The sequence below is a fragment of the Rheinheimera sp. NSM genome (assembly GCF_052380015.1).
Classification (GTDB): domain Bacteria; phylum Pseudomonadota; class Gammaproteobacteria; order Enterobacterales; family Alteromonadaceae; genus Alishewanella.
The window spans coordinates 234,604-246,804 of record NZ_JBQTCI010000001.1; the positions used below are offsets into that span (position 1 = coordinate 234,604).

Below are 12,201 nucleotides of genomic sequence, written 5' to 3' on the forward strand. Positions count from 1 at the left end.
AACCTTGTTATGTGGCAAGACATTTTCTCTCCGCGTTTTTCTGACACGGATGCGCTCGGACATATCAACAATACCGTGTTTGCCGTGTGGTTTGAAGGCGCCAGACAAGGCGTTTTTGAAATTTTTACCCCGCAACTTAATTTAAAGCAGTGGCCGCTGATTGTGGCCAGCGTAAAACTGGATTATCACGCCCAAACGCACTACGGCACAGCGGTAGAAATACGCACCTATATCAGCCGCATTGGCGGCAGCTCGTTTGATGTGTATCAGGAGGCCTGGCAAGCCGGAGTGAAAACCGTGTCCGGCACGGCGGTAATGGTACAGTTTGATTATACTGGCAATAAAGCTGTCGCCATTACGGCTGAGCAAAAACAACAGCTTAATCTGCACCTGTACAGCGCGTAAACATCGCAGGCAGCGTTTCACTGGTCGTAAAGCTCTGGTATGGTACGCCGTGGCTGAGTATGGTCAAGATAACAAAAATAACGGAGTCTGCTATGAAAAGCCTGTTTATCGGTGTTGTTACCGGCTTAAGTTTGGTAATGACCACAGTGGCACACGGCTATGACCGTATTACCGGCGCGGATTTTGCCAGCCGCTCTGAAGTCATAGCGCCTAATGTTATGGCGGCCACCAGCCAGCCTTTAGCTACCCAAATTGCGCTGGATATTATGCGGCGCGGCGGCAATGCCATTGATGCGGCCATTGCTGCCAATGCCGCGCTGGGGTTGATGGAACCCACCGGCAACGGCATCGGCGGCGACTTATACGCTATTGTTTGGGATGCCAAAACACAAAAGCTGCATGGCTTAAATGCCTCGGGCCGCTCACCACTGAGTTTAAGTTACGACATGCTGGCGCATGAGCTGCAAAAGCTTGGCCGCACCGATTTGCCGCCGCACGGCATGTTACCGATTAGCGTACCTGGCGCCGTTGACGGCTGGTTTGAGCTGCACCAAAAATTCGGCAGTTTACCGATGGCCGATATTTTGCAACCGGCTATTGGTTATGCTGAAGCCGGTTTCCCGGTCAGCGAATTAATTGCTTATTACTGGGATCGTAGTGTGCCGGTGTTAAGTCCGCAACCGGGCGATTTTGCCGGTACCTTCACCCTGAACGGCAAAGCGCCGGCCAAGGGCGAAATGTTTAAAAATCCGGCGCTGGCCAATACGCTGAAACAGCTGGCCAGCAAGGGCCGCGATGCGTTTTACAAAGGCGATATCGCGGTAGAAATTGACCGTTTTATGCGTGCTAACGGCGGTTATTTACGCTTTGCCGATTTTGCCAACCACCGCTCCAGCTGGGTTGAGCCGGTGGGGGTAGATTACAAAGGCTACACGCTGTGGGAGCTGCCACCGAATGGCCAGGGCATAGCGGCGCTGCAAATGCTGCAGATCCTGAAAAACTTTGATTTAAAAGCCAGCGGTTTTAATACACCACAAAGCCTGCACCTGTTGGTGGAAGCAAAAAAACTGGCCTTTGAAGACAGAGCCAAGTTTTATGCTGACCAGGATTTTAATAAAGCACCGATCCGCGGTTTGATCTCCGCAGAATACGGCCGTGAGCGCGCTAAACTTATTACCGATAAGGCGGCAAAACGCGTTGATGCCGGCAATCCTAATCTGTACGAAGGCGACACTATCTACATGACCACCGCAGACAAAGACGGCAATATGGTGTCGTTAATTCAAAGCAATTACCGTGGTATGGGCTCAGGTGTCGTGGTGCCCGGGTTGGGCTTTGTGTTTCAGGACCGTGGTCAGCTGTTTTCGATGGATAAGCAACACGCCAATGTGTACGAACCCGGCAAACGGCCGTTTAATACCATTATTCCGGCCTTTATTACTAAAGATAACAAACCGTTGGTGAGCTTCGGTGTAATGGGCGGCGCTATGCAGCCACAAGGCCATGTGCAAATTCTGATCAATATGGCTGATTACGGCATGAACCTGCAGGAAGCCGGCGACGCCGCGCGCTGGCAACACCTGGGCAGCACCGAACCCACAGACGGCAGCGATATGTACCTGCAAAACGGCGGCTATATAGAAGTAGAGCGCGGTGTACCTTATAACACCGTACGCGAGCTGATGAAAAAGGGCCACGATGTACGCTATGGCTTAGGCGGCTATGGCGGTTACCAGGCCATTATGCGCGACCATGCCAACGGCGTTTGGGTTGGTGCATCGGAATCACGTAAAGACGGCCAGGCAGCAGGCTACTGAGTATGACACTGGATTTGGCCGCGCTGCCGTCACCGCGTGAAGTCAGCGGTGTAACGGCAGACAATTTCGCCGCTGAAATTACCGATATTTATCAGCCGGCGGTGCTGCGCGGTTTTGCCAGCCACTGGCCACTGGTGCAGGCGGGGCAGCAGTCAGATGCAGACGCCGGCCGTTATTTACAGCAACACAGCCTGGATAAACCTCAGGTGTTACTGCAGTTGCCGGCCGGTCTGAATGGCCGCTTGTTTTACAATGACAGCTTAACCGGCATGAACTTCAGCGGCAGCCAGACACGTATGACAGCGGCGATAGAGCGGATGTTGCAGGCGACGCCGGGTGGCGATCGCTATTGCCTGCAGTGCGTGCCGGTGCAGGATAATTTTGCCGGGCTGATGCTGGATAACCCGTTGCTCAGTGCTGATACTAAGTCGTTTATCTGGCTGGGCAACGGTATTACAGTGCCGGCGCATTTTGATGAAGCCAGCAATATCGCCGTAGTCGTAGCCGGTAAACGCCGTTTTACCTTGTTTCCACCGCAGCAGCTGGCGAATTTATATATTGGCCCGCTGGATTTAACCCCGGCAGGCCAGCCGGTGAGTATGGTGAATATGTTAGCGCCGGATTTAACCGCCCACCCCAATTACCCCAAAGCTTACGCTGCAGCACTGTCAGTAGAGCTTCACCCCGGCGATGCTATCTATATTCCGACGCCTTGGTGGCACCATGTGCAGTCGTTATCGGCGTTTAATGTGCTGATAAATTACTGGTGGAGTAATGTTTATGTCGCCAGTGCCTTGCCGTTTCCTATGCTGCTGCATGCGATTCAGGCATTTAAGCATCTACCGGATGGCCAACGCCAAGCCTGGCAATATATGCTGCAACACTACCTGTTTGCCGAAAACGGCGACCCGGCAGCACATTTGCCGGCTCAGGCTAAAGGTATTTTAGGTGAAATGACCCCACAACTGGCGCAGGGCCTGCAGCGCTGGTTAGCCGCGCAGTTGAAATAGTCTGATACAGCGCTAAGCCAGCTGCACCTGTACCTGATAGTCGCGGCTTATCTGCGCTATGGCTTGCTGCATATCGCCGTCAAAATCGGCGCATAATTCGGCGTAGCTGTGGCGTAGTTTTAGCCGTTGGGTGGTTTTAACAAAGCGCAGCACTTCTTCTTTGCTGGTTAAAATCAACCGTGGCACCCTGGCATTATTGCCCTGTTCGTCTTTGGCAATCATCGTAAAATACGATGAATTACAATGCTTAACTTTACCGGTTTGAATATTCTGCGCTTCGACGCGAATACCCACCACCATCGAGCTGTTGCCGACAAAGATCACTGAGGCTTTCAGTGTTACCAGTTCGCCCACTTCAATCGGGTTGAGAAAATCAACGCGGTCTACTGAGGCGGTAACACAATATTTGCCGCTGAATTTAGAGCCGCTGGCAAAGGCGATTTGATCCATCAGCGATAATAAATAGCCGCCGTGAATTTTGCCGCTGAAGTTAGAATGTGACGGCAGCATCAGCTGCGACAAGGTAACACGGGAGCTGCTGCTCTTTTTATACAGATCTGCCATAGTCTGTTTGCCTTTTAGTACAATAGGTTAGCTTCAGTGTAGCAGAGCTTTAGTTCAGCTCGTTAGGCAGCGGTTTATGCTGCACTAATACCCAGGGCGAAATCACCACAGCCCACAGCTCGGTTTTATTATCAAACCACAGCTGTGCCTGCTGCTCTGTAGTGCGGCCCAGCATGCCAGCGGCCAGCCAGTCGGCAACGCGGGCTTTATCATCACAGCTAAAGGCAAAAGCGGCTTCAACCAGATCCAGTGCAGGCTCTACGCTGATCACTGCGCCGGCAGCATAAAATTTTTGCAATTCCAGCCAGTTAATCCGCGCGGTTTCGCTGACAATTTTTGCTTTGATCAGCTCGGGATTGTGCTCGTCATCAATAAGATGGGCATCGGGTGGTGTGGTTATCGTCATAAATGGCTTACTCAGTTTCATCGCCTTGCTCAGCTACCTGGGCGGCGCTGAGCTCATGCTTTTTCAGTAATTTATAAAAGTCGGTACGGTTGCGCCCGGCCAGCTCTGCAGCGCGGGTAACATTGCCTTCGGTCATTTGCAGCACCCGTATAAGGTATTGCCGCTCAAACTGATCACGCGCTTCGGTCAGGCTGGGCCAGTAGCTGCTGTCTTGTGACAGGGCTTGCTCTACCTGAGCGGCACCTATTACCGGGTTGTGTGTCAGTGCTACGCATTGCTCGACCACGTTTACCAGTTGGCGCACATTGCCCGGCCACTTGGCAGTAGCCAGCAGCTGCATGGCATCATCGGAAAAGCGCGTAACATCTACCTGGTGGCGTTCAACGCTCTGCTGTAATACGTGGCGTGCCAGCAAAGGGATATCTTCCGGCCGTTGCTCCAGGGTGGGCAGCTGCAGGTTAACTACATTTAACCTGTAGTATAGATCTTCGCGAAAGCTGCCGTCGGCCATGGCTTGTTGCAGGTCGCGGTGCGTCGCCGATAACACCCGCACATTGATCGGCATGGTTTTGGCACTGCCCACCGGGCGGATTTGCCGCTCTTGTAAGGCGCGCAGCAATTTAACCTGCAACGATACCGGCATATCGCCGATTTCATCTAAAAACAGCGTGCCGCCGTCGGCCTCGCGAAACAGGCCGCCATGTTCGGTTACCGCCCCGGTAAAGGCGCCTTTGGTATGGCCAAATAATTCTGATTCCAGCAAATGCTCCGGCAGGGCGCCGCAGTTTATTGCTACAAAAGGTTTGCCGGAGCGCGGGCTGGCGTTGTGAATAGCCTTGGCCAGCAGCTCTTTACCGGTGCCGCTGGCGCCGGTGATCAATACACTGACATCACGCTGTGCCACGCGGTAGCTTTGTTCCAGCACCTCTTCCATCAGGCGTGAGCGGGTAATAATCTCAGCGCGCCAGCCGGCTTGCTCGGGTACGGATTGATGCACCGCATTTTGCAGAATATCGCGCAGCTCGTTGGTATTCAGTGGCTTGGTTAAAAAGCCAAACACGCCGCGCTGGGTAGCTGCCACCGCCTCGGGAATAGAGCCGTGCGCTGTCATCAGCACTACCGGTAAGCCGGGGTAGCGCTTGGCTATCTCGTCAAACAGGCTCATGCCGTCCAGTCCCGGCATACGCAGATCGCTCAGCACGACATCGACGCTGTGTTTGCTCAGCAGCGGCAAGGCGGCTTCGGCAGAATCGGCGCTGATCACCTGATAACCTTCACCTTCGAGGCGCAGCGTTAACAGCCGCAGTAAGCTGGGGTCGTCATCAACCAGCAGTAAGCGTGGTTTAGGGCTGGCCATTGTTGTCCTCCGGCTCTGGTACCTGTACCGGTTGATTAAGCTGGGCTTCAATTTGTGTCAGCGCGTCTATCTTCTTCTGTAACTCCCGGTTGGTCTTTTGCAAGCGTTCCAGGTTGTCGTGTTGCTGGGCATTCAACCGGGTCAGCGCGCTTACTGCAGACTCCGCCTCCAGCAGCTTTTGGTTAAACGCCAGGTCCCAGCTTAGTAACGCGGCCAGAGGGGCCGGTAACTGTGCCAGCTGCTCGGCCGACTGCATTTGTACCCGCAGCCGGGTTAAATAGGGAGTGTCCGGGTGCAGCTGCAATATGGTGCGTTTCAGGGCCCAGATTTCGTCCTGCCCGGTATCGGCCAGCAGCAGGTCGCGCTCTTCGTTCATCCGGCCTAACATGGCCGCGCGGTAGTTTACCCAAGCCTGTAGAGTGGCGGCATCGTCGGCAATCGCCAACGGCGCGCTAACCGGCTCCGGTACCGGTAAGGTTAACGGCGGCGGCTCCAGTGAGGTGACCGGCTCTGCCGGTGTTTCAGCCGGCGTCGGAGGTGGCAGCAACTGACAGCCGTTCAGCAGCAACAATAAGCTAATAATAACACCGGTTTTCATCCGCTTTTTTCCTCTAACAACGGTAGCCGCACCCGAATACAGACGTCGGCATAAATTACATCAACAATGTCGGCATGGCCGCCCAATAACCTGGCGCAGTCTGCCACTATAGATAAGCCTAAGCCGGAACCTTGCACCGCATCAAAGCGTGCGGTAGTACCGCGTTGAAACGGCTCAAACAATTTCTCCCGCATCGCGGTGGGGATCGGGTTGCCGTTATTGGCAACATCCAGTACCAGTTGGTGCTCCTGCTGGTACAGTTTTACCCATACCGGGCTATCCTGGCCGCCATAGGCCTGCGCATTGTTGATCAGGTTATCCAGTATACGCCGGAACAAGGTGGCATCGGTATAAATTGCACTCAGCTGGCAGCTAAGCTCTATGCTTTGGCCGCGTTGTTGCAGTGATAACGCATGATCGTTAAAGCAGTCGCTGAACAGTTGCTGTGGTGAATGCCAGTCGGGCTCGGGCTTGGCTTGTTGCAGCAGGCGGTTGTAATCCAGCAGTTGCTCGGTCAGTACACTTAAGCGGTCGGCGCTGCCATTAAGCAGGCCTACCACTTCCAGTTGCTGTTTATTTAACGGGCCAACCAGTTGTTCACTAAGTAAAGAACAACCTTCGCGGATGCTGGATAGCGGAGTTTTTAATTCGTGTGAGGCATGGCGCAGCAAAATCAGCCGCAGCGCTTCCAACTGCTGTAAACGTGAGCTGAGCCAGCGCAATTGCTCACCCAGTTCGGTCAGCTCGCGCGGGCCGGTGAGCTTTTCATCAGGAAACTGATGCTGCTGGCCAATAGCGCGGATCATCTTATCCAGCTTATGTACCGGTGCGGTAATGCGGCCCGATGCCCACAACACCAGCAGCAGTGTCAGCAGCACCAGAGCTACCGTTTGCCACGCCAGTTGTTGCTGGCTTTCAACCACAAAACGTTGTTGTTGCTGCAGGTTTTGCTCCAGCAGTAACCAGATTTGTTGCGTCAGCTGCTGTTGTTGCTGGCGAAATTGCTGTACCACCGGCTCCAGTTGCGCGCCGCTGAGGCTGGCAAAGTTATCCAGTAGCAGGGTTAGTTGGTATTGTTGCTGTTGGCACAGTTGCGGTTGGCCAATGTTGTCGCACACTTGTTGTAGCAGGGTGCCGTAGCTGTCGAGGTGGCTGCGGGCCACGCGTGCCAACGCATCGGTTTTTACCACTGCATGCTGGCGTACCGCACGCTCAATATCCACCACCAGGTTTTGCATATTTTCGGCGCGGCGCACGCTGGCAACAGAAGCCTCAGCTTCAACCACCGCGTTGCGGCTCACGCCGCTTAAGGCTTTATGGCTTTGCCACATTAATACCGCTACCGGAATTAAGGCAAGAAAGAAGCTCAGCAATACCAGTTGGCGCAACGAAGCCGTTTGAATCGAAAAGCGCATAATGTTCTGTCTTAGCCGCAGGGCTGCTAAGCATACCCTATTTTAGCGGCAAAAAAAAAAGGCCGGTGGGGTTCCGGCCTTACAAAAATTCAGCGAAACCCGCTGAACTCATGGGATCGTCAGCTAAAACAGCTTAAGCCGCTTTAGCCATATAGTCCGGTTGATACTGGCTAACCGGACGCGGTTGCACATAAGCCGGTTGTGTTGCTGCGATTTGAGCCTGTTCCCATGCCAGTACACTGTCATTATTCAGGTTAACACGGCCCAGCATGCGAACTACTACAGCAACATTAGCCAGTAAAAATAACACTGTACCAAGTAAGAATAAGTCCATAACAACCTCCGTAGGGTGCAGCCTTTACTTCATTTTGCTGCGTTAAGACGGTTTAGAGGAGAATGTGGCAAAGGCAGCTTGCGTGGTACTGATTGCGCTTGCGACATTCTCCTGTAGCGTCGCTTGCTATAACATATACAAGGCCTGTGCCAACTTTTTAAATTCAATTATTAACGTTATTAATCAATGTTTTAAATGTTTGACGTGGGGCGTGAGATGCAAAGGGGGCGATTAACTGTCGCTGTTTGGCGACAGTTAATCTGGACTAAATAAAATAATGATAATTTTCAATGATTTATTGTGTAGGTGTTTTGCGACACTATGCTTATCTATTTGATTTTTATCAAATAAAACCATAACGTTTTGCTACGCGATCAAAATACTCCAGGCAGTGCTTGGCATATTCGCGTTTTTCCACATAAGTCCCCGGGAAAAAGCTCTTCTTAAAACCGTAGGCAACAATGTCTTTTAACCGCTTCAGCGGAATATCAAAGTTATCCAGCGCCAGTTGGTATTCCTTACTTACCGTGGTGTTTGATACCAGCCGGTTGTCGGTGCAAATTACCGTGGCAATACGGTTATCCAGCATATCTTTAAACTTATGCTGCTTAATATCGCTAATGGCCGGGTTGGTTTGCAGGTTACTGGTTAAGCATACCTCCACCGCTATGCGTTTATCGGCAATATAGGAGGCAAGGTTACGGATATAGGCGGCTTTATCGACGATGTCGGGGTGTGAAATCATTTCGGGGATAAACATCGAATAACCATGGCCAATGCGGTCGGCATAGCATTCGGTAATGGCTTCAAACACGCTCTCGGCGCCATAGGCTTCGCCGGCATGCAGGGTTTTCAGCAAAAAGTGCTGGTGGGCATATTCGTACACTTCTTTAAATTTACCGGCCGGATAACCGGATTCCTGGCCGGCTAAATCCAGCCCGACAATCGGTATGCCTTCTTCGTCGCGCAGCCGCACACTGGCGCGCACCAGTTCCATCGCCGCCAGTTTAATTACGTCTATCGGGGCAAAGTCGCGCATCAGCTGAAACAGGTTGGTGTAGTAAGGCGAAAAGCCCTTGTCGCCAAACATGCGCATGGCGCAGTTAATAATGCCATAAGCAAATGGCGGTTTAGCGCCGCTTAATACCGGCTCAGAGCGGTTATACTCTTGCATTGCTTGCTTTAAGCCGTCGTTAACCGCATGCATAACACGGTCAAAATCGATACCGTTGGGCAGGTCAATCAACAGCTGCGGTGCAAAGCGCACTTCAATGTAGTTAACGCCCTCAAGTTGGTTGTCTATTGCCAGCTCGTAGGCGGCGCGCTCTAAATTTTCCATATCGCGCAGCACCGCACAGGTACATTGAAAGCAGTGCAGGTATTCAGCCAGGTTGTTGTACTTGTCTTTAAACACCAACTGCTTTAAGCCGTCCACCGTGTCGGCCGGCAGCTTGGTGCCGGTGCGTTTGGCCATCTCAATTAAACTGCTAAGGCGCAGGCTGCCATCCAGATGCAGGTGTAAATCAGACTTGGGCATCTCTTTTATAAATTCAGCAGAATAACGTGGCATAGCGGCTCCTTAACAAATACTTGCTGCTAAGTGTATCGCAATTTTATCTGCCGCCTTCAAAAAAATACCGGCGGCGCCGTTCTGCCACGTCATTAAATATTACCTGGGGTCGCGCACCAGCAGAACATAAAATTCACCGACCTGAGTATCTGGTGCCATAATTTGGCTGGTGATCAAACTGATTGCCCAGGCTGCGCGTTTAGAGTAGGCCTTGTTGCTCCAGTTCCAGGAGTAAGCTGGGGTCGACGACCAAAAAAGTAAATTCATGTAGTCATTAATGCCCGGATCACTTTGATGTTTGCCCGGAAAGAGTACAGCGTTCATACCCGGGTTGGCCATGCTGGTCATCATAAGAGCGTCCAGCTCTTTAATGCTGGGCAGGCGCCAGTCGTTGTAGCCCAGCGATTCGCCGGCAACACCGTCATTTACTGCCTTGGCACGGTTAAGCGCGGCTACCCAGTTAAGTAGCAGCGAATCGCTTAAAAAACCACATTGGCGCTGATAGAATTCCTCCGGCTGATAAACTTGCCCTTCAGAGCATTTTTTCCACATTAACCCTGTGGCTTTGTCGGTTACTGTGCCGTCGCCATGGTCTGTGTACATGCGTACCGGCCGGGTAACAATCATATCCGCAGAGAAGTAACCGGTGTCAAGCAGCACGGCCTGAATGTCATCTTCAACCCACTGCATACTCATGTCGTTGGCGGCATATTCTTCGTCTGCATGTTCCGGCGGAGGTGGCGCCGAAAAAACAGAGGGGGTGTTCGAGCGCACTAAACGGGCTTTATAGGGAGTAAGGGTAAATGAATCATGTTTAATATAGGCCGTGTCTTCGCCACCATTTAAAAAAAACATTACAAAAGCCAATTCTCTGTTTACATCACCGCGGGGAGATACACTGGCTGACCAAAACCAGTGTCGTTTTTTGTCAGCTTGAACAATAACCGGCTCAAGGTCGGGAAAATAATCTGCGTCGATAGACGGAAAGCTTTCATCTAACAGCATAATACTGCGCAATTCTGCTTTCAGCGGCATACGCCAATCGCCGTAACCGCAAATACCGCCGCTACCGTTAACCTGAGCGACAAACTTGTCGGTATCGCAGTTAACCTCATCAAAGCACACGCCACCATTTTCAGTGCCAAAGCTGCCTGTATTGCCGGGGCCGTATATTACCTCTTTGAAAAAGCTGTAGGTGTGTTTATTACTGCGCAGGTGCGTTGACTCTAAACTTTTTACTTCCCACATTAGGCCGGTGACATTGTCGTAGTTGCACGCCCATTGATTAGGGCCATCACCGATGTTAGTTGCCGTCATGTTCAGCGGGCAATCGCCTTCACCCTCGGCTGCGCCATTGTTGCAAATACGGGTAAAGTCCATGCTGTCATGCCCGCCGCCGGCTTTAACCAGATTGACATCCGCATCGCGGCCGAAAAGCGCATCTTGCCCCTTAGGCACCAGATTACCATCGACGTCCTGGCCATCCTGCGTGGCCGTGGCGCCTGCCTCGGAACAATCCAGAAATTCGTCGCTGGGATCGGAAAAGAGTTGTATCGTCGTGCAGGTTGCCGCGTTACCTGAGTCGTTGATTTTTTTGCCGGGGCGGGCGCGCATTTCATTGCTGAGCGCGCTTTCATCATTACCAACTTTCGTACTAAGGGCAAAATAGTAATCGTTGGTATTTGTTAGTCCGGCGATAGTGTATTTGTTTACATCGGCGTTCATGCAGACAGATAAATCGGCATCGTAACTGGCCGGATCCGCAAGGCTGATACCCGGGGTTTTGCTGCTGTACAGGCAGTAATCTGTTGCACCGACAATAGCATCCCAAGCAATGGCCGCCTGCCGGTGCAATGCGCTTGCTTTGACATTTTGCGCGCTCAATACTGTGAAAGTTGAGTTGATTGTACAGTCAGCTGTTATTGCGGTGGTGGTAAATTCAGTGCCGTTGAGCACGCCGCCACAACCGCTAACATCGGCAATGCTGTAACCGTTGTTGGCTGTAATGGTGAAGGTGGCCGTTTGCCCCTGACTTACCCGGGCCGAGACCGGTGACATTAAACCTCTGTTGTCTGTATTAGTGCTGACGCTATAACTGCGGATAAAGCCGGCATTAACCGCACAATCAGCCGTAACAGCAGCTGTAGTATAAACATTTCCTTGCAGTGTGCCGCCGCAACCGCTGACGGCATCAATGTTATAGCCGTTGTCCGGGGTGATGGTAAGGCTGGCTGTCTCGCCGTAAAACACCGCAACACTGTCCGGGTTTACTGAGCCATTTTCGGTCGATGTGGTCGTAACGGTATAGCTGATGCGGCTAAACCCCGCATTGACGGCACAATCAGCCTCAATTGCCCCCGTTGTAAACTGGTTGCCGTCCAGCGCACCACCACAACCGCTGACATTGGCAATACTATAGCCACTGTGTGGCGTAATACTCAGGCGGGCAGTTTCGCCTTTGCTAACAACAGTATTTACCGGACTGACACTGCCGCCGGCTGCTGCAGTAGCACTAACGGTAAAGTTTGGCTGTGGCTGCGGTACTTGTCCGCCGTTGTCTGTGCCTGTGTCGTTATCGCTCTCCTTGCTGCCACCGCCGCAGGCTGTCAGTAAAATAAGGCATAGCCCTGGCAGTGTTTGCTTGCAGATACCAACTTTGTTGCTTATTTGCCGGGGTGTTTGTTGTTGACACCATGTCATAAAAAGTTCTCCCTCCCGCAAGCGG

General features: G+C 52.3%; 11 protein-coding genes. 3 read left to right on the forward strand and 8 right to left on the reverse strand.

The genetic code is table 11. The features are described from left to right. The first annotated feature begins 9 nt into the window (after positions 1-9). The 3 genes from ACTZWV_RS00995 to ACTZWV_RS01005 all read left to right on the forward strand — a co-directional run bounded on the left by ACTZWV_RS00995 (position 10) and on the right by ACTZWV_RS01005 (position 3,232). Positions 10-405 carry an acyl-CoA thioesterase gene (locus ACTZWV_RS00995; protein ID WP_444784741.1) on the forward strand — a complete coding sequence of 132 codons (396 nt, stop codon included), beginning with the start codon at positions 10-12 and terminating at the stop codon, positions 403-405. A gap of 92 nt (positions 406-497) precedes the next feature. Next, positions 498-2,222: a gamma-glutamyltransferase gene (gene ggt, locus ACTZWV_RS01000; protein WP_444784742.1), complete on the forward strand. Its 1,725-nt coding sequence runs from the start codon at positions 498-500 to the stop codon at positions 2,220-2,222. A gap of 2 nt (positions 2,223-2,224) precedes the next feature. Then, positions 2,225-3,232 carry a cupin-like domain-containing protein gene (locus ACTZWV_RS01005; RefSeq protein ID WP_444784743.1) on the forward strand — a complete coding sequence of 336 codons (1,008 nt, stop codon included), beginning with the start codon at positions 2,225-2,227 and terminating at the stop codon, positions 3,230-3,232. A gap of 12 nt (positions 3,233-3,244) precedes the next feature. Here ACTZWV_RS01005 and ACTZWV_RS01010 read toward each other — a convergent pair whose 3' ends face one another. The 8 genes from ACTZWV_RS01010 to ACTZWV_RS01045 form a co-directional block, all read right to left on the reverse strand. Then, positions 3,245-3,796 (reverse strand): acyl-CoA thioesterase, encoded by a 552-nt coding sequence (locus tag ACTZWV_RS01010; protein ID WP_444784744.1) that lies wholly within the window; start codon positions 3,794-3,796, stop codon positions 3,245-3,247. A gap of 49 nt (positions 3,797-3,845) precedes the next feature. Next, positions 3,846-4,223, reverse strand: coding sequence for a DUF2288 domain-containing protein (locus ACTZWV_RS01015; RefSeq protein ID WP_444784745.1), 378 nt, complete (start codon positions 4,221-4,223; stop codon positions 3,846-3,848). Next, positions 4,210-5,559 carry a sigma 54-interacting transcriptional regulator gene (locus ACTZWV_RS01020; RefSeq protein ID WP_444784746.1) on the reverse strand — a complete coding sequence of 450 codons (1,350 nt, stop codon included), beginning with the start codon at positions 5,557-5,559 and terminating at the stop codon, positions 4,210-4,212. The genes ACTZWV_RS01015 and ACTZWV_RS01020 overlap by 14 nt, the downstream gene beginning before the upstream one ends. Continuing rightward, entirely contained in the window at positions 5,546-6,157 is a 612-nt protein-coding gene (locus tag ACTZWV_RS01025) for a hypothetical protein (RefSeq protein ID WP_444784747.1), read from the reverse strand. The genes ACTZWV_RS01020 and ACTZWV_RS01025 overlap by 14 nt, the downstream gene beginning before the upstream one ends. Then, positions 6,154-7,572 (reverse strand): sensor histidine kinase, encoded by a 1,419-nt coding sequence (locus ACTZWV_RS01030; protein ID WP_444784748.1) that lies wholly within the window; start codon positions 7,570-7,572, stop codon positions 6,154-6,156. The genes ACTZWV_RS01025 and ACTZWV_RS01030 overlap by 4 nt, the downstream gene beginning before the upstream one ends. A gap of 133 nt (positions 7,573-7,705) precedes the next feature. Continuing rightward, complete coding sequence (locus ACTZWV_RS01035) at positions 7,706-7,906, reverse strand: hypothetical protein (RefSeq protein ID WP_305551905.1); 201 nt, start codon at positions 7,904-7,906, stop codon at positions 7,706-7,708. Between the two features lie 343 nt (positions 7,907-8,249). Continuing rightward, positions 8,250-9,476, reverse strand: a complete 1,227-nt coding sequence (locus ACTZWV_RS01040) for an adenosine deaminase family protein (RefSeq protein WP_444784749.1) — start codon at positions 9,474-9,476, stop codon at positions 8,250-8,252. Between the two features lie 99 nt (positions 9,477-9,575). Beyond that, positions 9,576-12,176 (reverse strand): DUF1566 domain-containing protein, encoded by a 2,601-nt coding sequence (locus tag ACTZWV_RS01045; RefSeq protein WP_444784750.1) that lies wholly within the window; start codon positions 12,174-12,176, stop codon positions 9,576-9,578. Positions 12,177-12,201: the final 25 nt, after the last annotated feature.

Coding starts and splice junctions, on each gene's coding strand:
- ACTZWV_RS00995 (WP_444784741.1), top strand. CDS start 10: ATGTGGCAAGACATTTTCTCTCCGCGTTTTTCTGACACGGATGCGCTC.
- ggt (WP_444784742.1), top strand. CDS start 498: ATGAAAAGCCTGTTTATCGGTGTTGTTACCGGCTTAAGTTTGGTAATG.
- ACTZWV_RS01005 (WP_444784743.1), top strand. CDS start 2,225: ATGACACTGGATTTGGCCGCGCTGCCGTCACCGCGTGAAGTCAGCGGT.
- ACTZWV_RS01010 (WP_444784744.1), bottom strand. CDS start 3,796: ATGGCAGATCTGTATAAAAAGAGCAGCAGCTCCCGTGTTACCTTGTCG.
- ACTZWV_RS01015 (WP_444784745.1), bottom strand. CDS start 4,223: ATGAAACTGAGTAAGCCATTTATGACGATAACCACACCACCCGATGCC.
- ACTZWV_RS01020 (WP_444784746.1), bottom strand. CDS start 5,559: ATGGCCAGCCCTAAACCACGCTTACTGCTGGTTGATGACGACCCCAGC.
- ACTZWV_RS01025 (WP_444784747.1), bottom strand. CDS start 6,157: ATGAAAACCGGTGTTATTATTAGCTTATTGTTGCTGCTGAACGGCTGT.
- ACTZWV_RS01030 (WP_444784748.1), bottom strand. CDS start 7,572: ATGCGCTTTTCGATTCAAACGGCTTCGTTGCGCCAACTGGTATTGCTG.
- ACTZWV_RS01035 (WP_305551905.1), bottom strand. CDS start 7,906: ATGGACTTATTCTTACTTGGTACAGTGTTATTTTTACTGGCTAATGTT.
- ACTZWV_RS01040 (WP_444784749.1), bottom strand. CDS start 9,476: ATGCCACGTTATTCTGCTGAATTTATAAAAGAGATGCCCAAGTCTGAT.
- ACTZWV_RS01045 (WP_444784750.1), bottom strand. CDS start 12,176: ATGACATGGTGTCAACAACAAACACCCCGGCAAATAAGCAACAAAGTT.